This is a genomic window from Exiguobacterium aurantiacum, assembly GCF_024362205.1.
In the GTDB taxonomy this organism is placed as follows: domain Bacteria; phylum Bacillota; class Bacilli; order Exiguobacteriales; family Exiguobacteriaceae; genus Exiguobacterium; species Exiguobacterium aurantiacum_B.
The window spans coordinates 685,491-710,109 of the sequence record NZ_CP101462.1 but is presented as its reverse complement, the minus strand read 5'-3'; the positions used below and the strand labels follow the sequence as shown (position 1 = coordinate 710,109).

The 24,619-nt window shown below is 53.3% G+C and carries 32 protein-coding genes; 13 read left to right on the top strand and 19 right to left on the bottom strand.

Annotated features, from left to right (window positions below):
* Positions 1-3 precede the first annotated feature (3 nt).
* The 6 genes from NMQ00_RS03775 to NMQ00_RS03750 all read right to left on the bottom strand — a co-directional run bounded on the left by NMQ00_RS03775 (position 4) and on the right by NMQ00_RS03750 (position 4,986).
* Positions 4-756, bottom strand: coding sequence for an iron ABC transporter ATP-binding protein (locus NMQ00_RS03775; RefSeq protein ID WP_255177999.1), 753 nt, complete (start codon positions 754-756; stop codon positions 4-6).
* Positions 753-1,829, bottom strand: coding sequence for an iron chelate uptake ABC transporter family permease subunit (locus NMQ00_RS03770; RefSeq protein WP_255177998.1), 1,077 nt, complete (start codon positions 1,827-1,829; stop codon positions 753-755). Before NMQ00_RS03770 ends, NMQ00_RS03775 begins: the two co-directional genes overlap by 4 nt.
* The gene (locus NMQ00_RS03765) at positions 1,826-2,818 is read right to left on the bottom strand and encodes an ABC transporter permease (protein WP_441294613.1); all 993 of its coding nucleotides are present in this window, start codon (positions 2,816-2,818) and stop codon (positions 1,826-1,828) included. The genes NMQ00_RS03770 and NMQ00_RS03765 overlap by 4 nt, the downstream gene beginning before the upstream one ends.
* A 24-nt stretch (positions 2,819-2,842) precedes the next feature.
* Positions 2,843-3,844, bottom strand: a complete 1,002-nt coding sequence (locus NMQ00_RS03760; RefSeq protein ID WP_255177996.1) for a siderophore ABC transporter substrate-binding protein — start codon at positions 3,842-3,844, stop codon at positions 2,843-2,845.
* A 282-nt stretch (positions 3,845-4,126) separates the two neighbouring features.
* Complete coding sequence (locus NMQ00_RS03755) at positions 4,127-4,417, bottom strand: hypothetical protein (protein ID WP_255177995.1); 291 nt, start codon at positions 4,415-4,417, stop codon at positions 4,127-4,129.
* Positions 4,414-4,986, bottom strand: coding sequence for a zinc dependent phospholipase C family protein (locus NMQ00_RS03750; RefSeq protein WP_255177994.1), 573 nt, complete (start codon positions 4,984-4,986; stop codon positions 4,414-4,416). The genes NMQ00_RS03755 and NMQ00_RS03750 overlap by 4 nt, the downstream gene beginning before the upstream one ends.
* A 111-nt stretch (positions 4,987-5,097) precedes the next feature.
* On the opposite strand from NMQ00_RS03750, the gene NMQ00_RS03745 reads away from it, so the two are divergent.
* The 4 genes from NMQ00_RS03745 to NMQ00_RS03730 are packed head-to-tail and all read left to right on the top strand — an operon-like array spanning position 5,098 to position 6,653.
* Positions 5,098-5,625 carry a TetR/AcrR family transcriptional regulator gene (locus NMQ00_RS03745; RefSeq protein ID WP_255177993.1) on the top strand — a complete coding sequence of 176 codons (528 nt, stop codon included), beginning with the start codon at positions 5,098-5,100 and terminating at the stop codon, positions 5,623-5,625.
* A gap of 1 nt (position 5,626) precedes the next feature.
* Positions 5,627-5,935 carry a DMT family transporter gene (locus tag NMQ00_RS03740; RefSeq protein WP_255177992.1) on the top strand — a complete coding sequence of 103 codons (309 nt, stop codon included), beginning with the start codon at positions 5,627-5,629 and terminating at the stop codon, positions 5,933-5,935.
* Between the two features lie 11 nt (positions 5,936-5,946).
* A complete protein-coding gene (locus NMQ00_RS03735; protein ID WP_255177991.1) occupies positions 5,947-6,282 on the top strand; it encodes a DMT family transporter in 336 nt (111 codons plus the stop codon).
* A 26-nt stretch (positions 6,283-6,308) separates the two neighbouring features.
* Positions 6,309-6,653: a nuclear transport factor 2 family protein gene (locus NMQ00_RS03730; protein WP_255177990.1), complete on the top strand. Its 345-nt coding sequence runs from the start codon at positions 6,309-6,311 to the stop codon at positions 6,651-6,653.
* Between the two features lie 43 nt (positions 6,654-6,696).
* Here the strand turns inward: NMQ00_RS03730 and NMQ00_RS03725 are convergent, their stop codons facing one another.
* The 6 genes from NMQ00_RS03725 to NMQ00_RS03700 form a co-directional block, all read right to left on the bottom strand.
* Positions 6,697-7,059: a VOC family protein gene (locus NMQ00_RS03725; protein WP_255177989.1), complete on the bottom strand. Its 363-nt coding sequence runs from the start codon at positions 7,057-7,059 to the stop codon at positions 6,697-6,699.
* A complete protein-coding gene (locus tag NMQ00_RS03720) occupies positions 7,056-7,829 on the bottom strand; it encodes an ABC transporter permease (protein WP_255177988.1) in 774 nt (257 codons plus the stop codon). The genes NMQ00_RS03725 and NMQ00_RS03720 overlap by 4 nt, the downstream gene beginning before the upstream one ends.
* Positions 7,826-8,530 carry an ABC transporter ATP-binding protein gene (locus tag NMQ00_RS03715; protein ID WP_255177987.1) on the bottom strand — a complete coding sequence of 235 codons (705 nt, stop codon included), beginning with the start codon at positions 8,528-8,530 and terminating at the stop codon, positions 7,826-7,828. Before NMQ00_RS03715 ends, NMQ00_RS03720 begins: the two co-directional genes overlap by 4 nt.
* 15 nt (positions 8,531-8,545) lie before the next feature.
* Positions 8,546-9,079: a GNAT family N-acetyltransferase gene (locus tag NMQ00_RS03710; protein WP_255178671.1), complete on the bottom strand. Its 534-nt coding sequence runs from the start codon at positions 9,077-9,079 to the stop codon at positions 8,546-8,548.
* The gene (locus NMQ00_RS03705; RefSeq protein ID WP_255177986.1) at positions 9,079-9,297 is read right to left on the bottom strand and encodes a DUF6440 family protein; all 219 of its coding nucleotides are present in this window, start codon (positions 9,295-9,297) and stop codon (positions 9,079-9,081) included. The genes NMQ00_RS03710 and NMQ00_RS03705 overlap by 1 nt, the downstream gene beginning before the upstream one ends.
* 158 nt (positions 9,298-9,455) lie before the next feature.
* A complete protein-coding gene (locus NMQ00_RS03700) occupies positions 9,456-10,172 on the bottom strand; it encodes a GntR family transcriptional regulator (RefSeq protein ID WP_255177985.1) in 717 nt (238 codons plus the stop codon).
* 175 nt (positions 10,173-10,347) lie between these two features.
* Between NMQ00_RS03700 and NMQ00_RS03695 the strand changes: the two genes are divergently transcribed.
* From NMQ00_RS03695 to NMQ00_RS03675, 5 genes are read left to right on the top strand one after another with little or no spacing between them, the layout of a single operon-like run.
* Positions 10,348-11,667, top strand: coding sequence for a 6-phospho-beta-glucosidase (locus NMQ00_RS03695; RefSeq protein WP_255177984.1), 1,320 nt, complete (start codon positions 10,348-10,350; stop codon positions 11,665-11,667).
* Complete coding sequence (gene celB, locus NMQ00_RS03690) at positions 11,664-12,983, top strand: PTS cellobiose transporter subunit IIC (protein WP_255177983.1); 1,320 nt, start codon at positions 11,664-11,666, stop codon at positions 12,981-12,983. Before NMQ00_RS03695 ends, celB begins: the two co-directional genes overlap by 4 nt.
* Entirely contained in the window at positions 12,980-13,312 is a 333-nt protein-coding gene (locus tag NMQ00_RS03685; RefSeq protein WP_303826619.1) for a PTS lactose/cellobiose transporter subunit IIA, read from the top strand. Before celB ends, NMQ00_RS03685 begins: the two co-directional genes overlap by 4 nt.
* Positions 13,309-13,605 (top strand): PTS sugar transporter subunit IIB, encoded by a 297-nt coding sequence (locus NMQ00_RS03680; RefSeq protein WP_255177982.1) that lies wholly within the window; start codon positions 13,309-13,311, stop codon positions 13,603-13,605. Before NMQ00_RS03685 ends, NMQ00_RS03680 begins: the two co-directional genes overlap by 4 nt.
* Complete coding sequence (locus tag NMQ00_RS03675) at positions 13,598-14,293, top strand: ChbG/HpnK family deacetylase (RefSeq protein WP_255177981.1); 696 nt, start codon at positions 13,598-13,600, stop codon at positions 14,291-14,293. The genes NMQ00_RS03680 and NMQ00_RS03675 overlap by 8 nt, the downstream gene beginning before the upstream one ends.
* 33 nt (positions 14,294-14,326) lie before the next feature.
* On the opposite strand, the gene NMQ00_RS03670 is transcribed toward NMQ00_RS03675, so the two are convergent.
* On the bottom strand, positions 14,327-14,887 hold the full coding sequence (locus tag NMQ00_RS03670; protein WP_255177980.1) for an AAA family ATPase: 561 nt from the start codon (positions 14,885-14,887) through the stop codon (positions 14,327-14,329).
* Positions 14,888-15,032: 145 nt separating this feature from the next.
* Here NMQ00_RS03670 and NMQ00_RS03665 point away from each other — a divergent pair, with 145 nt between their 5' ends.
* Together NMQ00_RS03665 and NMQ00_RS03660 are read left to right on the top strand one after the other, a co-directional pair.
* A complete protein-coding gene (locus tag NMQ00_RS03665) occupies positions 15,033-17,084 on the top strand; it encodes a C40 family peptidase (RefSeq protein ID WP_255177979.1) in 2,052 nt (683 codons plus the stop codon).
* A 134-nt stretch (positions 17,085-17,218) separates the two neighbouring features.
* Positions 17,219-18,130 (top strand): cation diffusion facilitator family transporter, encoded by a 912-nt coding sequence (locus NMQ00_RS03660; protein WP_255177978.1) that lies wholly within the window; start codon positions 17,219-17,221, stop codon positions 18,128-18,130.
* Positions 18,131-18,161: 31 nt separating this feature from the next.
* On the opposite strand, the gene NMQ00_RS03655 is transcribed toward NMQ00_RS03660, so the two are convergent.
* Genes NMQ00_RS03655 through NMQ00_RS03645 form a run of 3 tightly spaced genes read right to left on the bottom strand, consistent with a single transcriptional unit; the run spans position 18,162 to position 21,286 of the window.
* On the bottom strand, positions 18,162-18,941 hold the full coding sequence (locus tag NMQ00_RS03655) for a VLRF1 family aeRF1-type release factor (protein ID WP_255177977.1): 780 nt from the start codon (positions 18,939-18,941) through the stop codon (positions 18,162-18,164).
* Between the two features lie 15 nt (positions 18,942-18,956).
* Complete coding sequence (locus tag NMQ00_RS03650) at positions 18,957-20,126, bottom strand: hypothetical protein (RefSeq protein WP_255177976.1); 1,170 nt, start codon at positions 20,124-20,126, stop codon at positions 18,957-18,959.
* Positions 20,127-20,158: 32 nt separating this feature from the next.
* Complete coding sequence (locus NMQ00_RS03645) at positions 20,159-21,286, bottom strand: AI-2E family transporter (RefSeq protein WP_255177975.1); 1,128 nt, start codon at positions 21,284-21,286, stop codon at positions 20,159-20,161.
* A gap of 163 nt (positions 21,287-21,449) precedes the next feature.
* Here NMQ00_RS03645 and NMQ00_RS03640 point away from each other — a divergent pair, with 163 nt between their 5' ends.
* Positions 21,450-22,712, top strand: coding sequence for a S1 family peptidase (locus NMQ00_RS03640; protein ID WP_255177974.1), 1,263 nt, complete (start codon positions 21,450-21,452; stop codon positions 22,710-22,712).
* A 12-nt stretch (positions 22,713-22,724) separates the two neighbouring features.
* On the opposite strand, the gene NMQ00_RS03635 is transcribed toward NMQ00_RS03640, so the two are convergent.
* The gene (locus NMQ00_RS03635; protein ID WP_255177973.1) at positions 22,725-22,889 is read right to left on the bottom strand and encodes a hypothetical protein; all 165 of its coding nucleotides are present in this window, start codon (positions 22,887-22,889) and stop codon (positions 22,725-22,727) included.
* Positions 22,890-22,908: 19 nt separating this feature from the next.
* Positions 22,909-23,136 (bottom strand): DUF3221 domain-containing protein, encoded by a 228-nt coding sequence (locus NMQ00_RS03630; RefSeq protein ID WP_058764445.1) that lies wholly within the window; start codon positions 23,134-23,136, stop codon positions 22,909-22,911.
* Between the two features lie 124 nt (positions 23,137-23,260).
* Here NMQ00_RS03630 and NMQ00_RS03625 point away from each other — a divergent pair, with 124 nt between their 5' ends.
* The gene (locus tag NMQ00_RS03625; protein WP_255177972.1) at positions 23,261-24,145 is read left to right on the top strand and encodes a tetratricopeptide repeat protein; all 885 of its coding nucleotides are present in this window, start codon (positions 23,261-23,263) and stop codon (positions 24,143-24,145) included.
* A gap of 126 nt (positions 24,146-24,271) precedes the next feature.
* Here the strand turns inward: NMQ00_RS03625 and NMQ00_RS03620 are convergent, their stop codons facing one another.
* Positions 24,272-24,529, bottom strand: a complete 258-nt coding sequence (locus NMQ00_RS03620; RefSeq protein WP_255177971.1) for an AbrB/MazE/SpoVT family DNA-binding domain-containing protein — start codon at positions 24,527-24,529, stop codon at positions 24,272-24,274.
* Positions 24,530-24,619: the final 90 nt, after the last annotated feature.

The following is a 24,619-nucleotide window of genomic DNA, read 5'->3' as shown; positions in this document are numbered from 1 at the left end:
CTATTAATAGACCGCGATCGGTCCATACGGTCCTTGAATAATCTCCAGTTTCGTCTCAAAAATGTCAGATAGGATGTCTGCATCCATGATCTCCTCGACCGTACCGAAGGCGGCGATGTTCCCGTCTTTCATCGCACAGATGCGGTCCGAATATTTCGCTGCGAAGTTGATGTCATGGAGCACCGTGACAATCGTCCGTCCGAACTCGTCGGCGACGTGACGCAAGTATTCCATCATCTGGACCGAGCGAGCGATATCGAGGTTGTTGAGCGGCTCATCGAGGAGCACGTATTCCGTCTCCTGACAGAGCACCATCGCGACATACGCTCGTTGGCGTTGACCGCCTGATAGTTCATCGAGATAGCGATGCTCGAGCTCCGTCAAGTCGAGGAAGTCGATATATTTCGAGATGATCCGTTCGTCCTCTTGCGTCAACCGCCCTCTCGAGTATGGAAAGCGTCCAAAGCCGGCGAGCTGACGGACGGTGAGACGCGTCACGAAATGGTTCTCTTGCCGTAAAATCGTGACGATTTTCGCCAAGTCTTTTGATTTTGCGCTCGACACGTCCATCCCGGCGACCTGGATTTGACCCGCGTCTAAATCGAGCAAACGGCCAATCATCATGAGCGTCGTTGATTTCCCAGCCCCGTTTGGTCCGATCAACGAGGTGAATCCCGCCTTCGGGATGTCGAGATTGATTGGTCCGATTTGAACATCATCGGAATATGATTTTTGTACTTGTTCAAGTTGAATCATAGCGACCTCTTCCTTAAAATCACCGCTAAGAAAATCACGCCGCCGAACAGTTCGATGATGACGGACACGACACTCGGTGTATTGAGAATGTGATACATAAAGAAATACGCGCTCGTCAGAACGAAGAAACCAAGTGCGAATGCCATCGGAAATACATACTTATGGTCGTACGTCGCTGCCACTTGATAACTGAGCGTCGCCACCAAGAATCCGAAGAACGTCAACGGTCCAATCAGCGCCGTCGATACCGACATGAGAAGCGAGATTAAGACGAGCGTAAAGATGACACTACGGCGATGGTTCACCCCGAACGATGTCGCCACGTCTTTCCCGAGTGCGACGACGTTCAAGCGATTGGAGAAACTATACAACAACGTCCCGACGACAATCACAATCGGAATGACGATTGGGAAGTAGGCGGCATCGGCATGCATCACCGATCCGAACAGACGGGCCTGCAGGACGTCGAACTCGGATGGAGCAAGCATGCGTCGCATGAACGAGGACACCGAATTCAATCCCGTCCCGATGATAATTCCGACGAGAAGCATCAGTTGCAGGTTGCCGTATTTTCCTGACAAGAGCCAGCCGTACAAGAGCAAACTCATGAGCACCATGAGGCCGACCTGGGTCAAAAACGCACCCGTCCCCGAAAAACCGATCAGCGCACCCGCGCCGAAGAAGAAGATCATACTCGTCTGAATCGTCGAGTAGAGCGCGTCGAATCCGAGCAATGATGGCGTGATGATGCGATTGTTCGTCACTGAATGGAACGCGACCGTCGCCAAGCTTTGACAGAGCGCGGCAATCGCCATCGTGATGACGGCGACGACCCGACGCTCGACGACCGGGACGAACGACGGCGAGTCGAACGGGACCGGGTTGTTATAGACGAGTAATCCGAACGCACAAAGCAATCCCCCGACAATGAAGAAGGCAAGGAACAGCCAATAACGGCGCTGTTCTCGTTTGGAACGAAACGCCGTCGCGCACCGTTCTTCCGTATGCACGGATCGACCATCCACGTCATACGCTTCTCGTTGCTTCGTCTTATTTTCAATAAGTGTGCTCATCGTACCCCTCCCGTCTTACGTTGTCTCAAGAGAATCACGATAAATACGATTGACCCCATTGTTCCGAGAATGAGCGATACCGGCAATTCGAACGGCATGATAATCGTCCGAGAAATCAAGTCGCTGACGAGGACCGTTCCCATCCCGATGACGCATACCCACGGCAAGTTGCTACGGAGGTCGTCCCCGCGAAACATCGAGACGATGTTCGGGACGATCAGTCCGAGAAACGGCAGGTTGCCGATGACCGTCGCCACGACCCCGACCGCGAGTGCGATCAGTCCCGTCGCCATCAAAATCAAACGGCTATAGTTGACGCCGAGGCTCGTCGCGATGTCTTCTCCGAGTCCAGCAAGCGTCAAGCGGTTCGCGAGGATGAAGATGAAGAATGTGACGAGAATAATGAGCCACAAGTATTCGTATCGTCCAATCTGCACCGATGCGAACGATCCGACGAACCAACCTTCGATTGTCTGACTCGCTTGAAAAAATAAACCGAGAAACGTCGACACGGCCGAGACGACCGCCCCGAGCATGAGTCCGATAATTGGGACAATCAACGACGAGCGGAGTTTGACCGAACGCAGGAACCAGAAGAAGACCATCGTCCCGATGAATGAGAAGACAATCGCCCCCGTCATCCGCATCATGAGCGTCGGTGCCGGGACGAGCAGATACACCGCGAGCAGACCGAGCCCCGCCCATTCGAGTGTCCCGGTCGTCGTCGGTTCGACGAGACGGTTTTGCGTGATTAGTTGCATAACGAGCCCTGACATCGCCATGGCGGCACCGGTCAACATGATGGCGACCGTGCGCGGAACGCGGGTGATCCAAAACATGTCCGACCCGCCTTCTTGACGAATGTCATAGACGCCGGTCACGAGCGAAAGGCCCGCCAACATGAGCACAACGAGCACCGCTCCGATAAAGGACTTCGTCCATATGTTAGAAAAGGAGGGCTGAGACAATGTCTCAACCCTTGCTGTCATTGGTTTTTGCACAACGTGACTCCCTTACTTCGAAAGCGCGGCTGCGATGTCGTTAAATAGTTCAGAATAAGTTTGAATCGACTCGTTGATGTACGTATCGTTCGGCGCATACACGATTTTTTCGTCTGTCACGGCTTTCGTTTTTTGGAGTGCCGGTGCGTTGTCGATCACGTCCGCTGCAGGTACAGCGTCTTCCATACTTGTAATCGCCGCATCACGGTCGAGAACGAGCAACCAATCTGGATCACTCTCCGCAATCGCTTCAACCGATACCTCATCCCCTTGGTGGTCCCCTGTCGTTTTCGCTACTTCGAGGGCAGGTGTCCAGTCAAAGATGTCATACATCGGTCCGAAGACACGACCTGTGTTCGGCGCCGAGAATCCGATATCGCCGCCTGAAACGATGACTGACATCACCTTGTCTTCACTATCGTATGCCTCTTTCACACTATCGATTGATGCTTCAAAACTAGCGATGAGCTCATCTGCTTCCGTTTCTTTTTCAAAGATTTGACCGAGTGAACGCGTCGTCGTCTCAAAACCCTCCACCAAAATCTCACCTGGCGTACCCGCATCTTCGGGGAGCTCGATGTCCAAGTTGATGACGGCCGCTTCCGGGACCAATTTTTTAATGTCTTCGTAGTAGTCGGCGAATCGTTGTCCGACGATGACGACATCCGGATCTACACCGGCGATCGCTTCGAGGTTCGGCTCATTGTGCATCCCAACGTCTACGATGTCTTTATCGTTTTTATAAGGCAAGTCCGCTGGAATCAATCCGATTGGTGCCGCCACCAAGTCGATGCCCCAATCTGAGAGCGTCTCGAATGTTCGGTTGTCGAGAGCGACGACCTTCTCCGGGTTGATCGGCACTTCAATCGTGCCATGTGCATCCGTGATTTCAACCGTCTTGGGTGCCGTTTCCGCTTCCGCACTTCCTGTGTCTTTCGTCTCGTCCGTGCTGCCGCATGCGGCTAGCGTGAAGACGAGTGATGTGAGCATGACTGCTGCTTTCCATTTCCCCATTCTTTCCATCTCCCTGTATATCTGTTTTTGAATGACAACCTTCTCAGTCGAATCGCATCGTGTTCATGATTATCGTTTATGTATGGAACAGCGACACCTTCTCAGTGATAATGATTATCATTGTCGTTTTCATTGAGAAGCATAACAAACAAAAAAAGGTTGTGCAATGCCAAATTTTCAAATTGGGAATGGAAATATTATTCTTTCTATCTAATGCCAACAAAAAAAGAAAGCGGAACGCCTGTCCACTTTCTAAGTAAATATACATTCTCATTTGTCCGATCACGCTTCCGAAATCCCGTTAGCGAGCAACAACAAAAAAATCCAAATCGATAGCGGCACGATCAATCCAAGATTCCCAACGAGGCTGAACACGCGTACCGTCTTGTCTTTTGAGAATAGGCCCCAAATCAATGTGGCAATCAGGGCGACATCTAAGGCAATGTAGACCCAAATAGCCGTCATCAAATCCAAATCGGGAAAAAAGCGAGCGTTCACAGTGAACAGCGCCACGATTGTCAGGATTGAAAGTCCAAACGTCACGTAGAGCGGCGCATAGTGACGTCGAATCATGTAATCACCCCACTCTTCTGTTGGACCATCTGTCGACAACGAAGGATGCACGTCTCGACGTAGCCATCGAACTGGTGTGGCAAAAACATCGTGTACGTCCCTTCCTCTTTCGCCTTCGCATCTTGTTTGATTTTGAGGATCAGTGCCAGCAGCTCGCCTTGTGCGGCATCGGTTAACACGTCGAAATCGAAACCGTCCAATCGTTGCCCTAAACGAGCGTTGTATGCATCAAAATCAGCGTAATACATCACCTTTGTTTCTGGGTGTTGCGTGATGACCTGTTTGAGCCAGGCTTTATAAAACCCCTGCAACCAAATCTCGTCCGCGACGAGATGGCAATAATAGCCGAGGCGGAACGATTGATTCTCGTCCGCACTGTCCACCCAATATTGATCAAGATCGAGCCGTCTTGTCATATCCTCATGCCGTCCCGCGTAATAGTGGGTGTTTTGTTTAGAAGTCGTCGCATCGGGCGCAAGATTTCCCAACAAAAAAGCCGTGCGATCGACATCTGTCAAATGCGCCAACACCTCATTCGCGATGACGAGATGCATCAAATGTGAACCCATCATCTCTCCCCCCTTTTCCTAATTATCCCATTCATGTATTCATCTCGACAACCCAACTCTAGTCTGATACGCTCACTATACTGACCGTTCAGTACAGTAAGGAGGGCACACATGAGTAAAAAACAATTGTTACTGCGGACCGCCGCACAGATCATTCAAACCGAGGGCATTCAACAACTGTCGATGGACCACTTAGCCAAACGCGCCGGTATCACGAAAGGTGGCGTCTTATACCACTTTGAAAGCAAGGCCAACCTGTTGCAGCAGATGAATAGAATGGCACTCGATGAATTTGAAAATCGGATCGTCCATCATCAAACCGGGTTGGATGGTCCTTATCCGTTCACACGCGCCTACGCCCTCGCGACGCTCGATTATAGCGATGGTGATGCCGACTTGATTGCCGTCTTCATCTCATCCCAAGAAGATACGAGCGGAAAGCTTTGGAATGACGCCGCCAAACGATGGGATGAACAGTTCGCCGCGGATGGTCCAGATGCTGATTGCGTGCTCGAGCTTCGACTACTCTGCGACGGGTTTTGGTTCGCGTTGACATACGGCTATAGCGCTGCGTTCAAAGACCGTGCCCCCCGCATCATCCGACAAAAGTGCGACGTGCTGTCAAAAGGAGAATCGTAACATGGGCTTCGTGTATCTCGTCGGTGCCATCGTCTCTGAACTGTTCGGTTCGAGCATGTTGAAGCTGAACGCGATGACAACAAGTCGCCTGCCCGTTCTCGGTGTCGCCTTCGGTTACGTGACGGCTTTTTACTTGTTGTCGCTCGCCCTATTATCCATCCCACTCAGTTTCGCCTATGCATTTTGGAGCGGGGTCGGCACGGCTGCGACGGCGTTGATTGGCTTCCTCGTCTTCAAGGAACAAGTCCGGATTCAGACTGTCATCGGCATCGGGCTCGTCATCGTCGGACTTGTATTGATGAAACTATAAGGAGGCAAGCTATGAAATCCTATGGAATCTTACTATTATCGATCGCGTTCGAAGTACTCGGGACGTCGATGTTGAAGCTGTCGGACGGCTTTTCGAACTTGCTTCCGAGCCTGGTGTTACTTGTGAGTTTTGCCATCTCGTTCACGTTGATGGGCATCGTCTTGAAAACCATTCCGCTCAGCATCGCCTATAGCGTCTGGGCCGGGCTTGGCACGGTCGCAACCGGGCTGATTGGTGTGTTCTTGTACGGGGAAGTGCTGTCGACGTTGAACAGCATCGGCCTGATCATCATCGTCGTTGGTGTCATCGTCATGAATTTCGGGAAAACGAATACGGTACACGGATAGCGGTCATCCAGGAAGGAGTGGCGCATATGCTTGCACCGTTGATTGAAGAAAAAGAACGACTGTTGTTGACGTCGACGGTAAGAACGTCGCCGGAACGATTGCGTGATTTGGTGACGGAAGACTTTTTTGAAATCGGCAGTTCGGGGCGGATTCTCTACAGAGAAGAGGATACGAACACGATGGACCTCGGGGAGATTGACATCACGCTCACCAATTTCAAGCTCGATGTCATCCGGGACGACGTCGTCCTCGCCACATATCGGACCGAGAATCATACGACGGGGCAATCCGCGCTTCGCAGTTCGATTTGGGTCAACATTGACGGGACATGGAAGATGAAGTTCCATCAAGGCACGATTGTCCCGGCATAACATATGGCAAAGGAGCGTCCAATCAAATGGACGCTCCTTTCGTCTAAATCGCTTGAATCATCTCGACCCGATTACCAAACGGGTCACGGAACTCGAACCGGTCAAATCCGGGAATCGGGATACCCGTGAGCCGCTCGATCCCTTCCGCCTCAAGCTTCTGTCCCCACTCCGCCAAGTCGGACACGGCATAAGCGACGTGTCCTTTCGTCGACAGCCGGTCAAACCCGTCCTCGGTACCGACGTGGACGCTCTGGTCGCCGACCTCGAGCCAAAACCCGCCCCGTCCTTGAAGCGACGCCGGTTTCTCGATTTCTGGAAGACCGAGCACGCCGCAGTAAAACGCGCGCCCCCGTTCCTCCTCCCCTTTCGGGATCGTAACTTGCACGTGATGAATGCCTTGAATCATGTCGTTTTCCCCTTTCGATCCGTCAACCCGACGAACTGAAGTTTTTGGTTGAACAGGCGCGGATACGCGAGATAGCCGACCATGACCGCCGAAATGGACGCGGTCGTCAAAATGAGGAACAAGATGAGCAATTGATACAGCACCGCTTCCATCGGATCGGCCCCGCCGATGATGAGTCCGCTCATCATACCCGGAAGTTGGACGAGCCCCATCGTCTTCTGCGCCTCGACGGTCGGGATCATGCTCGTGCGGATGGCGCTCTTCAAACTGCGCTCGATTGCCGCTTTCGGTGTGCCGCCGAACGATAGGATGAGCTCAATCACTTCATCGCTCCGCTCGACCTCGTCTTTGAACTTGTTCAAGAACAAAAGCGACAATACCATACAGTTCCCGATGACCATACCGCTGATTGGGATGACTTTCTCCGGCTCAAACGGGATGATGCCGAACCCGAGCATGAGACCCATCGTCAGCGTCTCGACCGTGACGAGGGTCAAAAGAATCATCCATGTGATGCCGGGGATGCCGTCCCCTTTTTTAATAATGTTCTGTGTCGCCGCCCCGATCATCAAGAGAATCATGAGCAACATGAACACCGGACTGTCGCTCTCGAAGACGAACGTCAAAATATAACCGATGATAAGCAACTGAACAATCGACCGCACCGTCGCGATCAAGATGTCGCGTTCGAGTCCGAGCTTCAAAAATAGCGCCAAACCGAGCGGGATGGCGACGAAAATCAATGAGGTCATCAGTTCGATGAACGTCATAGCTCTTCCCCCCTCACGAAACGACCGATCATCGGATTGTCCGACTCGTCGATGAACGTCGCGTCGCCGAATTCGATCAGTTCCCCGTTCCGCAAGAACCACATGTCATCGCTGACACGGCGGGCCTGGTCCAAATCATGCGTGATCCAAACGACGGTGACACCGAAGTCTTTTTGCAGTCTCACGATCAACCGCTCAATCTCTTTTACGGTCCGATAGTCGAGGCTCGCCGTAATCTCGTCCAACAACAGCACGTCCGGCTTGTTGACGAGCGTCCGGGCGATCGCGACGCGACTGCGTTCCCCACCCGACAACGTCTTGATCGGTTGGTCGAGCGAAATGTTGCCCAAGTCGACTTTCTGCAATAGGTCCGCTGCGCGCTCGCGTTCGAGCGTCTCGCCGAAGATGGCTTTCGGCAGGTTCATGTTGTCATACACCGTCCCATCGATCATCGGTGCGCTTTGGAACGCCATGCCGATTTTTTGACGCAACTCGATGACATCGATCGAATCGATGTTCTCCCCTTTGAAGTAAATCGCGCCGGAGTCCGGTGATAACAGGCCGTTGATGTGTTTCAGACACGTCGTCTTGCCGGCCCCGCTCGGACCGACGAACGTCGTGATCCGTCCTGCCCGGAAATATCCCGTCACGTTATGTAAGATGTCTCCATGACTCACGTTCTTGAATTCGATAATCTGCATCGGCGTCGCCTCCCATCATGTCATGCTGTCTGTCTCAAGCAATGAATACATATATAAATCGTCGTACTTACCACGTGTGAACTCATACCCCCGCAGCAACCCTTCTCGCGTAAATCCGACCCGCTCGAGGAGCTGTTGTGACGCGGTATTCGCCGGTTCAACGAGCGCCTCGATACGATGGAACCCGAGTTTTGCGAACCCATGATAAACGACCGCTCGGAGCGCCTCACCAGCAATACCTCTTCCCCAATGATCCGAGCTGAGCTCAAACCCAATTTCGGCTCGTCGGTGTTTCGCTGAGACGTTCAAAAATCCACAACTGCCGATGACCTCATCTTGCCCGGTCAACGTGATGCCCCAGCGGACACCTGTCCCTCCCTCGAGAATTGAGTCGTACCAGGCAATCTCTTCTAACGCATCCTCTAACGACGTGAATGGGTCGAGTCCCATATGGCGGACGACCTCGGGTTTTGATAAATACGCCAACAGGTGCGGCGCATCGTCCGCTATCACCCGCCGTAACGTCAGCCGATTGGTGCTGAGTGACATCACGATCGGTACCCTTCCTCAACGACAACATCACCGTTCGCATCAAGCAGCGGTGTGATGCCACCACCTGTTCCAACCCACGTCTGGATATAGTTCACGCCGGTTGCCGTGTCGACAAGGATGGTGATTTGACCGAGTTCCGGCAGTTGTTCCGTCAACTTGACGTGAAACCGTTTCGATCCTGCCACTTCTTCTGCTGTTTTCTTTTTGAATAACATCGTACCCCCACCTCTCTATTTTCAACTTTACGCAACATATCCCTTGGTTTCAATGAATGAGATATATCCGTCAATATCACAGGCTAAACATATTCATATGTATGCAACGTGAATAGGATTCTTTCAACAAAAAAACACGCCCATCTCGGCGTGTTTTTTCATGAGTAGCTCCGCTCGATGACGAAGCTCGTCTTATCCCCTCTAAAGTAGGACCGTGAATATTCGATTGTTCGTCCCACCTCATCCTCGGTCACCGTCTCGATATAGAAACACGGTGTGCCGAGCGGACAGTCGAGCAGCCCACTCACTTTCTCATCGGCGAGCGCGATCTCGAGCGCCTCCGTCGTCTTGGCGACGTGGACGTCGTGCACTTGCGACAACGTCTGAAAGAGCGAGTGCTCGGCCTGGTCTTTCGTGATGCCCGGTGCAATCTGCCACGGGATGAACGATACCTCGTACTGCGTCGGCTCCCCGTCGGCGTGACGAATTCGCTCGATCTTTTGAATCGGTGCCTGCTCTTCGACCGTGAACACGTCCGCAAGTTGTTTCGTCGCTGAGACGACGGACAAGTCGATGAGCGATACTTGCCCCCGCTTCCCTTGGACGGCGAGTTGGGCGGCGTAGTTGTTTGGCGTGTGCGATAACGTCTGTCGTACTTTTTTACCGGCGACGAACGTGCCGCGCCCTTGCTGGCGGACGAGATACCCTTCCGTCGTCAATTGGTTGAGCGCACCGCGTACGGTCGTCCGGCTGACGTCGAACTCCTCGCACAAGGCATATTCGGTCGGGAATTTCTCTCCCTCTGTATAATGGCCGCTCTTGATGCGGGCTAGTAATTCTTCTTTGATTGCGGTTTGAAGCGTCGATTGCGACATGCTGTCACCCCTTCTGTCGTCCTTCTTTCCTTTATTGTGATACAGGAAACATACAAATGCAAATACAAAAAATAATTTGTATTATTTGTACTTTTTATATTGCGACAAGTTGTATCATTTGTTATATTTGTTACAACAAAAAGAAATCGCTTTCACAAAAGGAGGAGTTGGCACTATGGCAGTCAAGGTTGTCATCATCGGTGGAGGTTCGAGTTATACCCCCGAAATCATTGAAGGATTTATTCAGCGACAAGCGACGTTCCCGGTCCGGGAGATCGTCCTCGTCGACATCGAGGAAGGGAGAGACAAATTAGACATCGTCGGCCGTCTCGCCGAACGGATGATTCAAAAGGCAGGAGCGGATATCTCGCTCAGTTGGACACTCGATCGAAAAGAGGCACTGCACGGGGCGGACTTCGTCTCAACACAGATTCGTGTCGGTGGCCTCGCGGCACGTGCGCTCGACGAACGCATCCCGCTCAAACACGGCTTTATCGGCCAAGAGACGAACGGTGCCGGCGGCTTGTTCAAGGCGTTCCGCACGATTCCCGTCTTGATCGAGCTCGCCAACGAAATGGCCGAGATTTGCCCGGACGCTTGGCTCGTCAACTTCACGAACCCGGCCGGCATCGTCACCGAGGCCGTGTTGAAGCATTCGGCCCATAAAAAGGTCATCGGCGTCTGTAACATCCCATTCAACATGCGCAACTCGGTCGCCGAGATTTTAGACACGCCGGTCGAACGCGTCGGCATCGAATTCATCGGACTCAACCATTTCGTTTTCGGCCGTCACGTCTGGGTCGACGGGATTGACCGCACGGACGACGTGCTCGCAGCTTTGAACGACGGCAACGATTATTCGCCGGCGAACATCGTCGGGCTCGGTTGGAGCGAGTCGTTCTTGAAGTCGCTCCGCATGTTGCCGAACCCGTACCACCAGTATTATTTCCAGACGAAAGACGTGCTCGAGAAAGACCTCGCCGCCTATGAACAGAATGGAACGCGAGCCGAGGTCGTGCAACAAGTCGAGACACAACTGTTCGAGAAGTACAAGGACATCGAGCTCGACGTGAAGCCCGAAGAGCTCGAACAACGCGGAGGCGCCTATTACTCGGACGCCGCCTGCAACTTGATGGACTCGATTTACAACGACCGCGGCGATATCCAGACGGTGAATACGTTGAACCGCGGCACGATTCGCGACTTGCCGGACGATGCCGTCATCGAAGTGAACGCCGTCATCACGAAGTCGGGACCGCGTCCGATCGCAATCGGTTCACTCCCGCTCCCGATCAAAGGACTCATCACCAATTTAAAGACGTTTGAACAACTCGCCATCCAAGCGGCCATTTCAGGTTCGTACCACGATGCCTATCTCGCCTGCTTGATGAACCCGCTCATCCAAGATGAGAAAAAAATCGATCCGCTCCTCCGTGAGCTGTTCGATGCGCATGAAGCGTACTTACCCCAATTCAAGAAGGAGGTTTACTCGTGAACAAATTTATCGAAATCGCTGGGCGCATCGGCTCCCAGCGTCACTTGGTCGCCATCCGCGACGGATTCGTATCGGTCATGCCGCTCATCATCGTCGGCTCGCTCGCTGTCCTCATCAACAACTTCCCTGCCATCAACTTAGGTGGCCTCTCGCTCGACTTCGTCGGCATGATGAACAACGCCTTCGGCGAAGGCAACTGGCAAGGGCTCGGCGGCAACATTTGGACCGCCTCGTTCGCCATATTAGGACTGCTCGTCGCCTTCTCGATCGGCTATAACTTGGCCCGGTCGTACGGGGTCGACGGGCTCGCTGCCGGTATTCTCTCGGTCGCGTCGTATATCATGCTCGTCCCGGTCACCGAAGACTGGGGACTGAACTTCGCCTGGCTCGGCGCGCAAGGGTTGTTCGTCGCCATCATCGTCTCCATCGTCGTCACCGAGCTGTTCCGTTATCTCATCAACACGAAATTGACGATCAAAATGCCGGACGGAGTTCCGGGCGGGGTCACGCGTTCGTTCCAGGCGCTCATCCCATCAATGCTCATCTTGACGCTCGTCGCTGCGGTACAGTTGTTCATGACGCTCCAAATTGAGCTCAGTATCTTTGAGGTCATCTTCAAAGTCATTCAACAACCGCTCCAAGGGTTCGGCGACTCGCTCGCGGCGGGTCTCGTCATCGCCTTCTTGAACCACATCCTTTGGTTCTTCGGGTTGCATGGCACAAACATCATCGGTTCGGTCATCGAGCCAATCTATCTGCCGCTCATCGAACAAAACTTGGCCGCGTTCCAAGCGGGTGCGTCGGCGTATGACGTCCCGTTCACGGTCACGAAGCCGTTCCTCGATACGTTCGTCTTCATGGGCGGATCGGGTACGACGTTCGCACTTCTGCTCGCCATCTTCATCGTCGTCCGCAAGCAGCGCAATCACCCGTACCATCAAGTCGCGAAACTGTCGGCACCGGCTGGACTGTTCAACATTAACGAACCGGTCATCTTCGGTCTTCCAATCGTGTTGAACCCGGTCATGTTGATCCCGTTCATCTTGGTCCCGGTCACGCTCACCATCGTATCGTACGTCGCCTTGACGACCGGTATGGTACCGAAAACGGTTGCCATCGTGCCATGGACGACACCACCGATCATCAGCGGTTACCTCGTCACCGGCGGTAGCGTCCGCGGCGTCTTGCTCCAACTCGTCAACTTGACGATTGCGACAGCGATGTACATCCCGTTCGTCATGGCAGGAGCGAAGGCGATGACGGCCGAAATCAATAAGAACCAATCTGCTGCCAAAGAAGGAGAGAAAATTTCGTGAAAACTGAAACGATGCAACAACTGTCATTCATGATCATCTTGCACGCCGGCAACGCCCGCTCGTCGGCGTTCGAGGCGATCGCCGCCGCCAAACGCGGTGAAGTGGAAATCGCCGAAGCGAAAATGAAGGAAGCCGATGCGGCCTTTCTCGAAGCACACAAAATGCAGACGGAGCTCCTGCAAGAAGAAGCTCGCGGCACGTCAAGTGAGATGAGCGTTCTGCTCGTCCACGCCCAAGACCACCTTATGACGGCGATGACCGTCAAAGAACTCGCCATCGAGATGATCGACATGATCACTCGACTCAATCGATTGGAGGAAACGAAATGAACATCTTACTCGTCTGTTCGGCAGGCATGTCGACATCGATCCTTGTTGAAAAAATGCGTACCGAGGCCGCAAACCGCGGCTTAGACGCCACGATTGACGCCATCCCAGAGTCACGTCTCAAAGAACAAACGAACGTCGACGTCATCTTGATTGGACCGCAAGTCCGCTATCTCGAAGGCAAAATCAAGTCGTCGGTATCGGTACCGGTCGCCGTCATCGACAACATGGCGTACGGTCTCATGAAAGGTGACCAAGTGCTCGACCAAGCGCTCGGTCTCGTCCAAAATGCATAAAACGTTTGTCTTGATCAACGCCGACGATTTCGGACTGACGACCGGGGTGAACAGCGGCATCATCGACAGTCACGTCCACGGAATCGTCAACTCGGCGACGATGATCATGAACGGTCACGCCGTTGAAGAGGCTGTAGTGCTCGCAAAGCAGCATCCGACCCTCCACGTCGGGGTGCATCTTGCCTTGACCTGGGGACGCCCGCTCGCCGAGACGAGCACACCGCTCACGAAAGAAGACGGGACGTTCCGCTACACGAACCGTTTTCTGACCGAGACGGCGCCAGACCCGGAGCTCGTCTATCTCGAATGGAAAGCGCAAATCGAGGCGTTTCGCTCGACGGGGCTACCGCTCCATCACCTCGACAGTCATCATCACGTCCACGGCTGGCCGGCGATTCAAGACGTCATCATCCGTCTCGCCGAAGAATATGGCACAACGTTTCGGGCCTTAACGACACTCGATGCACGCCGGGATTTGTGGGTGACCGAACGGTTCAGTGACGCATTCTACGGCGCCGGTGTCTCTGTTGACACACTCGACGCGATTCAATCGGGCGGCTCGATTGAAGTCATGGTCCATCCGGCAGACTTGGATAATACATTACGAAGCGTCACCTCATACCTCGCCGAACGGCTCGTCGAGAAAGAATTACTCAAATCTTATCCACGTCCCGACTGGTGGGCATAACAAAAACGAGCTCCTTCACGGGGCTCGTTTTCGTCATAGCTGGAAATGTTGTTTGATTCGTTCGGCGACCGTCGCCGCATCGAGATGTGTGTTGTTGATGCGCAAGTAGTTGTCGACGTCGAGTTCCCCGTCCCGTGAGTTCAATCGGTATAACGTCGCCGTCTGCTTCAACTCACCTTCCGACCAGGCGATGTCACGCTTCGTCGGCTTATGCCTTAGCCGGTTCTCGGTTTGGTTGCGAATGAGGCGCTCCTCGATGTCCGCCTCGAGCTCGACGTAGTAGATGTCTGCCCCGTTCGATTCGAACAGGTCAGTCACTTGTTTGATATACGCCCAGTCCTCTTCTAAATCGAACGCCCAGACGAACGTGAAAATCATCCCATCCAAGTCACTTGTCGCGACCGCTTCGAACAACTCCTGGCGAAACAGTTGGACGAGGCGGCGGCCTTCGTCCGTGCCGTAACTGAAGAACGGACTGACGAGGTCGATCGTCATATGGTTATGGAACAACTTCAAGCCGGTGATTCGTGCGAGCTCTTGCCCGACCGTCATCTTGCCGACGGCTTGTGGACCGAATAAGACTACAAATTTCATGGTTCCCCCTGCTTTCTACCTACTTTTTGTTATTCTAGCATGCCAAATCGGAGAGAAGATACGATGTCCCACCTCATTTTCTAACATTTCCCTTTTCCAAGTCGATATAATAACAGATGAAACTATAGACCTGAGGTGCTACATAATGTACAAACGCTTATTCAGTTTACTTCTCTTATTCAGTTTTTTATTGGTGGCTTCCGTCTCTGCAGAGGCGACCACACGCTTGATCAAGGCCGACACCCCACTCCTCGTGTCGATTGAAGACAGCGACAGCTTGGTCACGTTACTGAAAGGCACAGCCGTCACCGTTCTCGATCGGTCCGATACTCACGCCCACGTATCAGTAGGTGAACAAACCGGGTACGTCCCGAACGAAGTCCTCGTCGAACCGGTCACGAAAACCGTCATCGCTGAAACGGACCTACTGGATGAAGCAGGGAATGCGGTCGAGTCTTTATCATACGGTGCGACCGTGAGCGTCTACGATTTAGGGGACGAGGCCACACTCGTGCGCGTCGTCGGCGAGACGGCTCGATTCGTCCAACGTGCTGCGCTTGCCGATACGGCGCCTCCGCTTCTTAAGGAGACACGTTATGTGAAATCGAAGGCTGACTTGTATGCATCGCCGCGTACGGGTCCCGTCGTGGGTCAATTGCCACTCGGACAAACCGTTACCGTGTTCGGACAAACGAACGGCTATTTCCGGATTCAATCTGGTGATCGCTATCGCTATGTACCGGCGCGTGCGCTTTCAAGTCGCCCCGTCAAAACGACGGAACGGTACATCTCAAAAGATACGTCCTTGTACGCCGATGCGACCCAATCCACTCGTGTCGGGACGGTCAAGCGAGGTCAACGCATCAGTATTTACGGACAAGTCGGGAGTCGGTCGCGCGTCTTCACAGGCGGACAGTATCGATTCGTTCAAACGAGTCATACGAGCACGACCAAACCTGCCCCATTGAAGACCGGTCAACGCTACATCACAAAAAACGCCACTCTTTACAGCGAGTCGTTCAAACAAATCGGGACGTTGAAGCGCGGATCACTCGTGAACATTTATGGGACATACGGGAAGTACACGCGCGTCTTCACGGGCGGACAGTATCGCTTTGTCGCAACTAGCCTAACGAGCACGAAGAAGCCGCCACTCTATGACGCGACAGGTAAACGCTACGTCAAGTTCGATGACGTCGAAGTATATCAGACCACGTCCACATTCTCGAAAAAGGTGGCTCATTTCAACCGTGGACGCTTGATTGAGACGTATGGAACGAGCGGTTATTATACACGCGTCAAAATCGGGACGAGCTATCGCTTCGTCGCCACTGCGTACTTGAGTCTAAACAAGCCGCTCCCAAAACCGAAAGTTGGCACCGTCTTCTACACACAACTTAGCGGGACACCGTACTTTTCGAGCGATATCGCCTATACGCGCCCAGCCGGCCAATTAGCGCGCGGCGCCAAGCTCGTCGGAATTCGTTCGATTGACGCCGACTTTTGGCAAGTCCGGCTCGCATCCGGGAAAAAAGTATACGTCTTGAATCCTTATATTGCGACGACGAAGCCAAAAGCCATTGAAAAATCAGCCGTGTCTGTAAAAGCTCATTATTATACGTTCAAACAGACACCATTTTATGCCAACCCGTTTGATACGAAACCAATCGGCTACCTCGATACAAATCGTCGCCTCTATCCACGCTCTCTTCATGGTGATTCGTATTTGATTCAAGACAGTTGGCGACCGGTTTACGTGAAGAAGCAGGACATCCGCGTGAAATCGGATCCGTTACTCGCGTCACGCGGCAACACGCAGGCCGAACGCATGATTGCCGCCGCCGCCAAACATCTTGGGACGCCGTACACATGGGGCTCCCAGTCTCCACTCAATGGAGGATTTGACTGTTCCGGACTCATTCATTACGCGACCAACCAAGCTGGCAAAATTGGCGGACGGACGAATGTGAGCGGCTATTGGCAAAGCAACCATTTCAAGAACCGCCGTACGAATATTTCGAGCGGAAAACGAGGCGACATCATCTTCTTCCACGGGACGTATCGCAACGGACCGTCTCATATCGGCATCATGCTCGACAAGGAGACGTTCATTCATGCGGGTGGCGAGATGCTCCAAATCAACTCGATCCACGACCCGCAGTGGCGGCCTCATTTCCTCGGCTACAAATCACTATAATGCAAACACGCCTGTCCTCTCATGAGGTCAGGCGTGTTTTTTGGCGACACCGTATGTTCGAAACATATGATTGTCCACAAGTGGGAAATAGGAGTATATGCCATCATTCATCTGATTCAAGGGAGGCCCACCATATGCCGAAAGACCCTCAACTCGAGCGCTACGTCCTGCGCGTCTCCGTCGTCTGCTCGTTCTTTTTCGCCGTCGCCGGAATCGTCGTCGGTTATTGGCTGTCTTCCGCCTTCATTCTCTTCGATGGGATTTATTCGTTTCTAAGTGTCATTATGAGCTGGATTTCACTTCGGGCCGGCGTCTATATGTTGACGACCGACAAGCGCTTCCCGTTCGGCAAAAGTTTGATTGAACCGCTCATCATCCTATTCCAGTATGGCGTCCTCTTGTACGTCATCGTCGACGCCTTCCTCGGGGCCATCGACGACGTCCGTGGCGGCGGCAATGAAATCGTCCTCGGCGGGGCTCTCATCTATTTGACCATCAGCGCCGCGTTGACGTACGGCATCTTCCGCTACTTGCGCACGTTCCAGATGAAGGCGAGCTCGGGTCTCGTCAGTGCCGAGATCGTCCAATGGCGACTCAGCTTCATCTTGACCGGCGGCGCACTCGTCGGCTATTTGATTGCCCAAGTGCTCGTCTGGCTGTCGTTCGACGCCATCTCTCCTTACGTCGATCCGGTCATGCTGATCATCATCACGCTTTGGCTCGTCAAGACGCCACTCATCGAGATGTGGACCGCCATCAAAGAGTTGATTGGGATGAACACGGAGACGCCATACAGCAAACAAATCACGCTCACCATCCTTCAAGTCGCCCATCACTACGACGTGTTGAAAACGTATGTCCGGACGACCAAGTCCGGCAACATGCTGTTCATCGAGATCGACCTCGTCGTCCCGAAAGACTATCGATATGACAAGATTGCCGAACAGGACCGCATTCGTCAGAAGATCGAGGACGCGCTCGCGTTCTTGCCGTATGAGAAGTGGCTGACAATCTCGTTCACGCAAGACAATCGCTGGGCCGAATGAAAAACGAGCGACCCGCAGTCGCTCGCTTCGTTCATGCTTCAAACGCCCGCCGCAATACTTCTTCTTCCTCGGCGTGTCCCAAGTTCCGGTTCACGACCCGCTCGACGTCGAGACCGAGTTCATCTTTTAACAAGTTCGCACTCCGATCTTGCCCGATGATGACGACCTCACTCCACTTGTGATGTTTATGGAGCGTGCGAATCTCTCCCGCAATGTCCCGATAAAATTGACGGATTTGGTTTTCTTTCCGGCTGTCGAATTGATCCACTTGGCTGCTCGATGAAGCCTTACCACCCGCACCTCGCCCTTGATAGCGTCTCCACTGGTCGGTGTCTAAATCAAGGTCGAATACAACGACGTCCTCGATTTCACCAAGTCGGGTGTCATACGCCGTGATGCTGTCGAGTTGAGCGAGCAAGATCCCGGTGTTCGGGAACTCGGCGTCAAGTCTCTCAATCTGGTCCAAATTCGGTTTGTCCCCATAATGAAACTCGTTGTCGACATCGAGTTGAAGGAAATGCAATTCGAACAGTCCATCGTTCCCTTCCGCGAACAAGACGATGCTGCGCAACAGTTTATGCTCATTGCTTAATATCTCGTGTTCGGCCCGTTCCCGGAGCTGTTTGAACGCTTTCAGTTTCGATTCGTCCCCATTCGCTTCGACTTCTTGCTCGAGCCGGCGCAACTCGTTTTTTAAGTGGATCTCCCATTTGTTGCGTTCGCTCGGTTTCGTGCTCAAATAGAGACTAAGTACTCCTGCCTCCGCATTGTGGAGTTGCTTGATTTTACCTAGTTCAGTTGATAATGCCATGTTGTCTCCTCCTTCTTAATAAATGAAAGCAGCAAGTATCCCCGTGATAAACACGGATGTGATCGTCACCGTCGAGAACCCGGCGACAATCATTTTCGGTAATATCTCATCCTCGATAAGATGCACCTCCTCTTCCGTCTCCCCGATACTCTTCGCCGCCTCCTCGCTCAAGATGAGCGTGCCCGGGAATCCGTACAGCGCCGTCAACCCGATTGCCATCGACATCTCTTTCGAGTAGCCGAGGAAGCGTCCGACGATAAGCGCGAACAACAGCAATCCAGATACCCCGAGGACAAATGAGATAGTAATCGGTACGATCAAATCGAACAAGGCACTCGGTGACAGCGTCGCGAGCGGACCGAAGATGATGAGAAGAATCGCAATCATGATGAGACCATAAGCGTCAATCCCGTTCAACGCGTTCGCTTTCAAAATCTTGAAGCGGCGCAACACGATTCCCAGAATCAAGGCGATGACGAACGTGTTCAAATAGCCGTTCGTCCAGCCGCTCAAGACGGTCGAAATCAGGACGACGACCCCCATGACGAACAGCGTCCCCGCCGTCGTATGAAATGCGGCCGGTAAAATTGAATCGTCCGTCTCGTCATGAACGACCGCATGCTCTTTCGGTGTGACGAGCGTGCCGTCGCGATGTGCCGTCCGGATGCGACGCGCTTCTTTCCGTAGGATGATGGAGGTGAGCGGAAACCCGATCAACCCTTGCGTCGCCGCAATCAACACCGGGAAGACGGCGACTGAGACGAGGCCAGCGTTTACCGCCGCGTCTTGGACGAGGATGATGGAAATCGTCCCACCGCTGATGGCCGCAATCGCACTGAGCACGTAGTTCGTGTTGAGGAAAAACTGTCCGATGCCATATAGGAAAGCAGCAATCCCGAGGACAGCGGACACCCCGATGACGAACGTCTTCCATTGTCGTTTGAACTCATCGAGACTGATGAGTGTCCCGAGGTGGACGATGACGAGACCGACGACCGTCTGGCCGAGGGTGAGTAACGATGATGAAGGCAACAAATCTTCCGGGAACAAGCCCGACTTGAAGCCGATAAGAAAGATGACCGAGGCGACGAACAGAGACGACAGGAGTGCTTTCGTCTTCTTCGAGACGTAGTCGCTAATCGTCCAGATGAGCATGACGATTGTGAAGGCGAGCAAGGAGTTCATGCCGGAATCCCCTTTCAGGATTGAGTCCTACATCAACGAGTTGAATCACCGGAGAACTTCGACTGTTTGCGGAGTGCATATAGTTTTTGAACGTTGAGAAATGTGACTTTGAGGACAGCGTAGAGCGGAACGGCGAGCAACATACCGACGATACCGGCGAGACGTCCCGCCACGAGCAGGACGAGCGTGATGGTGATCGGATGGACACGAAGTGACTTGCCTTGGACGAGCGGTGAGATGACGTTGGCGTCAAGCTGTTGGACGATGGTGATGGCGATGATGACGTAAATGGCTTTGACCGGTTCATCGATGAACGCGATCAGGACGGCGGGTGCGGCCCCGAGGAACGGGCCGAAATACGGGATGATGTTCGTTGCGAAGATGAACAGACCGAGCGGCAAGAAGAAAGGGACGTCGAGCAGCCAAAGCGCGATGGTGGCGAAGAAACCGACGAACGTACAGACGATGAGCTGGGCGCGGACGTAGCGCTTAATCGTCTCGTGCATATCGTGCAGGATGTGACGGGAGTCCTGTTCATACGTCGGCGGAATCCAGCGGACGATTGCACTCGCGAGCTTGCCACCGTCAATCAGCATGAAGACGTATAAGAACAAGGCGATGAACAACGTGAACAGCCCGGAAATGATGAGAGCAAGCAGACGGCCGAGCGATCCGGCGACCGAGCCGATGACGACCCCGAGCGCATCGGCCAATTGGCGGACCCATGTCTCGACTGACGTCGCGTTCTGTTCGGCGTACTCACGGAACCAACTATACTCTTCAAGGCGAGCATACAGCGACAGGAATTGACGGTAACTCTCTTCGGCAAAGCGCGGGAACGTGTCGAGCAAGGCGAGCAGTTGCCGCGTGATGAGCGGACCGAGCGTCAGGACGAACAGGACGCTCAATACGAGCAACAGCAACAAAATCGCCAAAATCGCGAGCGACCGACGCTTGAACTTCAGTTCCAACCAATCGACGAGACCGACCGTCAAATAAAACAAGATTCCAGCGAACAAAAACGGGGTCAGGACAGTGGCGAAAAAGATGCCGATCGGATAAAACAAGAACTCGACTTGTTTGGCCATGAACACGATCGTCAAGATGAGCAACACCCAAATCCCATTACGAAACGCACGGGTCGTCCAAAAGGGCTGCATGTCGGTTTCCCCTTTCTGAAACGTTACATTAGTTCTTTCCCGTTTTGAAGAAGTTCAGTCCACCTACCTGTTTTCGTATATGCCCCCGACAAATATTTGTTTACCCCTGCTTCATATGAGGAATAGGCATATCATCTATGTTTATGAAGGAAGGTGTCATCCCGTGACTTGTCCACGCTGCGGAGCGAAGACCCGCTCGAAAACCACTGTTTGTCCGACGTGTGGCCATCGCCCACGTCGCTTAAAATGGATTGCTGTCCCCATCGTCATCGCACTCATCGCGTTCGTCTCTTTTTTGACGAACGCCTATCTCACCGACACTCCGCGCTCGAGTAAATCGCTCGCCAACAAAGTCGACTTGAATATCACCGAAGACACGGTCTCGGCCGACGGTGCCACCACCGTTGACCTCGAGACGTTGCAAGACAGCTTATATACCATCGGAACGGGCTCCGGTTTTTTGATTAGCCCGCAAGACGTGTTAACGGCGGCCCATAACGTCGCCGGCATCACTCGCGTCACCTTGAAACAAGGCGATGAGACGATGAACGGCACCGTCGTCGGGCGGACCGACGCCATCGCCGTCATCCGCATCGAGAAAGTGAAGACGTCCCCGTTCTCGTTCAGCCACGCGATTGTCGGACCGGACGAATCGGTGTTGACGCTCGCACCGGATGAGCAGATCGAAGGAACGCTCACGTTCGAAGAAGACAGCTATCGCCGCGAATTCGATTTACCGAACCGCGCCGTCGGCAGCCCAATCGTCACGGCCAATGGACGGGTGCTCGGCATCCACTTGGTGACGAAGACGCTCCCGGTCGCCTTGTTCGAACAAGACGTGCTGTCGTTCCTTAAGTCGGACACGCCGGCTCCACCTCCGACGACGAAACGCAGTGCGCCGGCCGCTGAACTCGCACCGGTCGCACCGATCACACCGGTCCCAAAACGAGAGGACCCGGCAGAACCTGCTCCTGCTCCGGAACCGGAACCGACACCGGAACCAGAACCGGAAACCGAGGCGGCGCCAGAAACACCTGAACCAAATGAGCCTCCAGCGGAAGAACCGGCACCGGTCGAGGAAGAGACTCCAGCCGAACCGGAACAACCTGCTGAAGAACCCGAGGCGCCTCCCGTCACGGAGCAACCGACCGAGCCTGACGTCCCTGTGACCGAACCGGCAGAACCCGTCGAGCCGGAGAAGCCAGCCGCTCAGGAGAAAGAAGCGGAAGCACCGGCCCCGGTAAAGAAGCAAGACAAACCGGACACAAAACCAAAGGCAGATCAGCCCGACACTAAACCGAAACAAGACAAGAACGACAAACCGGCGCCACCGCCCGTCACCGAGGAGAAGCCGGACGCAACTGACGCGATCGAGGATGTCCCGGACGAGCCGGTGGAAGACGAAGAAAGCACGCCATCTGAATGATGACGTGCTTTTTCATGTGTCTTTTCGAGTGCGCCGCTGCACGTTGCCGACCGTGGCCCCGAACAACAGCAGGATGATCGACAACATCCAAAACGGCATCACATCCTGCAACAACCAGACGATCAGCGCACTGATGGCGATGACGACGCCCATCCATAAGAAATTCGACTGTCCCATTCAATTCACCTCGACAATATCATAGCACATCGATTCGATGCGCCGTCGCCTGGGGCGGTAGCGAACGTGTCATCTTCTCATCATGCTCGACGCGCACCTGTTGACCGACGGCGAGCGGTGTCTCGTCCTCTCGCAGCGGCTCCTCCCAGTGAAATACGATCCCATCGAACGGCTCGGCATCCAAGTTCGGTGCGACCCGGATTCGCGTTGGCTCGAGCTCGACGATATATCCTGTGAACGTGACCATCTCCATTCCTCCATTTCCTCGGAAATCCTTCCCTTTTCTTTTCCCATTTTTTGAAATTAATCTACTCGTCCGTCCGATTGCTCGGTATAATGAAGCCACACTCATGAACTTGGGAGGGACCCTCATGAAACACACCATCGATTTACACCATCCAGATTTTCAACGCACCTTCCTTGAGATGATGCTCCTTGAAGAACTGATTGACGATTATAACGCTGAGTCCATCGAGTCGCTCATCGTCCGCGGCGAGACGAATTTTCCCGAGGACCCGTTCTTCCCGGCGATGCGGGCGTATCCGCTCATCCGCGAAGGCGAGTTCGGCCGGGCCCGCGCCGTGCTCGAAGCAGCGGGCGAAAAAGGCGACCATTATATGATTCACTGCCTTCATGGCCTCTTGAGCGACGACACGAATTTCACGTTCGAGGCCGAGCAGCATTTCCTTCGTGCCGTCGAACGCTATCCGGACGTGCCGATGGTCCAACGCGCCATTGCCGTCCATTACTTCAACCGCAAGTTTTACGGGGAGGCCGGACTCCACTTGATGCATTACGTCCGGCTCGCCGGGTTCAACGAAGAGACCGTGCCGATGCTGCTCGAATTCTTCCAAGCGTTCGATGAGATTCCGCTCGAGATGAACGATGAGCTCCTCAAGGTGGCCATCGGGTACTTGAACGCGAACCCGCGCAACCCGCGCGCCCATTCGCTCTATGCGTCCATCTGTAGCCATCGGGTCGAGATGCTCGTCAAACGATTACCGGAAGATAATCATCAGCTCGATGACGAGACGATTGCGATGTTGCTCGAGGTCGAAGAGCACGGCATGTGGAGCGCGACGTATGACGATAGCGAGGACCATATGTTCCGCGCCATGTTCGCCGATTATATCGACAACGTCGTCTTGCCAAACACGTCAAGACTATATGTATACCGCTTACGTCTCCGCTACTGGTATCACCGGCTCACGCACCGCTTGACCGGAGGGTATGGGGATTCGATGCGTTCGTCGTAAATGTAAACAAACAGCCCGAACTCTTTGAAAGGGTTCGGGCTGTTTGGTGTACTACCTGTCAGAATGTTTATTTTGAACACATGTTCTGATTCGAATCAGCTTTGATCCTTATATTCTTCAAAAGCATTAACGTTCCACTAATCCTTTGAACGTATCGTTGTGCTGCTCGATTATTTTTTCCATGTCATCAGAAAATTTTGAATCGATATCCGTTTGTACTGTATCCTCAAGCGGTCGAATCAAGATGCCCTTGTCTATCGTCAATATCGAGACCTCGTCACCCACATCTAACTTCAATTTTCGCAACACAGTCATTGGAATAGAAACGCAAACAGAATCGCCATGCTTAATCAATTTTCTCTCATATTGATTTTGCTTTCCCATACTATCACTCTTAATGAATACGTCTAATACACAATGTATGTGCCTAATATATCTCACATGACTCTTCAGAGCACAATCACTTTATTTACT

Excerpts from the sequence above, each read along its gene's own strand:
- NMQ00_RS03775 (WP_255177999.1), bottom strand. The coding sequence starts at position 756 with ATGATTCAACTTGAACAAGTACAAAAATCATATTCCGATGATGTTCAA.
- NMQ00_RS03770 (WP_255177998.1), bottom strand. The coding sequence starts at position 1,829 with ATGAGCACACTTATTGAAAATAAGACGAAGCAACGAGAAGCGTATGAC.
- NMQ00_RS03765 (WP_441294613.1), bottom strand. The coding sequence starts at position 2,818 with ATGACAGCAAGGGTTGAGACATTGTCTCAGCCCTCCTTTTCTAACATA.
- NMQ00_RS03760 (WP_255177996.1), bottom strand. The coding sequence starts at position 3,844 with ATGGGGAAATGGAAAGCAGCAGTCATGCTCACATCACTCGTCTTCACG.
- NMQ00_RS03755 (WP_255177995.1), bottom strand. The coding sequence starts at position 4,417 with ATGATTCGACGTCACTATGCGCCGCTCTACGTGACGTTTGGACTTTCA.
- NMQ00_RS03750 (WP_255177994.1), bottom strand. The coding sequence starts at position 4,986 with ATGGGTTCACATTTGATGCATCTCGTCATCGCGAATGAGGTGTTGGCG.
- NMQ00_RS03745 (WP_255177993.1), top strand. The coding sequence starts at position 5,098 with ATGAGTAAAAAACAATTGTTACTGCGGACCGCCGCACAGATCATTCAA.
- NMQ00_RS03740 (WP_255177992.1), top strand. The coding sequence starts at position 5,627 with ATGGGCTTCGTGTATCTCGTCGGTGCCATCGTCTCTGAACTGTTCGGT.
- NMQ00_RS03735 (WP_255177991.1), top strand. The coding sequence starts at position 5,947 with ATGAAATCCTATGGAATCTTACTATTATCGATCGCGTTCGAAGTACTC.
- NMQ00_RS03730 (WP_255177990.1), top strand. The coding sequence starts at position 6,309 with ATGCTTGCACCGTTGATTGAAGAAAAAGAACGACTGTTGTTGACGTCG.
- NMQ00_RS03725 (WP_255177989.1), bottom strand. The coding sequence starts at position 7,059 with ATGATTCAAGGCATTCATCACGTGCAAGTTACGATCCCGAAAGGGGAG.
- NMQ00_RS03720 (WP_255177988.1), bottom strand. The coding sequence starts at position 7,829 with ATGACGTTCATCGAACTGATGACCTCATTGATTTTCGTCGCCATCCCG.
- NMQ00_RS03715 (WP_255177987.1), bottom strand. The coding sequence starts at position 8,530 with ATGCAGATTATCGAATTCAAGAACGTGAGTCATGGAGACATCTTACAT.
- NMQ00_RS03710 (WP_255178671.1), bottom strand. The coding sequence starts at position 9,079 with ATGTCACTCAGCACCAATCGGCTGACGTTACGGCGGGTGATAGCGGAC.
- NMQ00_RS03705 (WP_255177986.1), bottom strand. The coding sequence starts at position 9,297 with ATGTTATTCAAAAAGAAAACAGCAGAAGAAGTGGCAGGATCGAAACGG.
- NMQ00_RS03700 (WP_255177985.1), bottom strand. The coding sequence starts at position 10,172 with ATGTCGCAATCGACGCTTCAAACCGCAATCAAAGAAGAATTACTAGCC.
- NMQ00_RS03695 (WP_255177984.1), top strand. The coding sequence starts at position 10,348 with ATGGCAGTCAAGGTTGTCATCATCGGTGGAGGTTCGAGTTATACCCCC.
- NMQ00_RS03680 (WP_255177982.1), top strand. The coding sequence starts at position 13,309 with ATGAACATCTTACTCGTCTGTTCGGCAGGCATGTCGACATCGATCCTT.
- NMQ00_RS03675 (WP_255177981.1), top strand. The coding sequence starts at position 13,598 with ATGCATAAAACGTTTGTCTTGATCAACGCCGACGATTTCGGACTGACG.
- NMQ00_RS03670 (WP_255177980.1), bottom strand. The coding sequence starts at position 14,887 with ATGAAATTTGTAGTCTTATTCGGTCCACAAGCCGTCGGCAAGATGACG.
- NMQ00_RS03665 (WP_255177979.1), top strand. The coding sequence starts at position 15,033 with ATGTACAAACGCTTATTCAGTTTACTTCTCTTATTCAGTTTTTTATTG.
- NMQ00_RS03660 (WP_255177978.1), top strand. The coding sequence starts at position 17,219 with ATGCCGAAAGACCCTCAACTCGAGCGCTACGTCCTGCGCGTCTCCGTC.
- NMQ00_RS03655 (WP_255177977.1), bottom strand. The coding sequence starts at position 18,941 with ATGGCATTATCAACTGAACTAGGTAAAATCAAGCAACTCCACAATGCG.
- NMQ00_RS03650 (WP_255177976.1), bottom strand. The coding sequence starts at position 20,126 with ATGAACTCCTTGCTCGCCTTCACAATCGTCATGCTCATCTGGACGATT.
- NMQ00_RS03645 (WP_255177975.1), bottom strand. The coding sequence starts at position 21,286 with ATGCAGCCCTTTTGGACGACCCGTGCGTTTCGTAATGGGATTTGGGTG.
- NMQ00_RS03635 (WP_255177973.1), bottom strand. The coding sequence starts at position 22,889 with ATGGGACAGTCGAATTTCTTATGGATGGGCGTCGTCATCGCCATCAGT.
- NMQ00_RS03630 (WP_058764445.1), bottom strand. The coding sequence starts at position 23,136 with ATGGTCACGTTCACAGGATATATCGTCGAGCTCGAGCCAACGCGAATC.
- NMQ00_RS03625 (WP_255177972.1), top strand. The coding sequence starts at position 23,261 with ATGAAACACACCATCGATTTACACCATCCAGATTTTCAACGCACCTTC.
- NMQ00_RS03620 (WP_255177971.1), bottom strand. The coding sequence starts at position 24,529 with ATGGGAAAGCAAAATCAATATGAGAGAAAATTGATTAAGCATGGCGAT.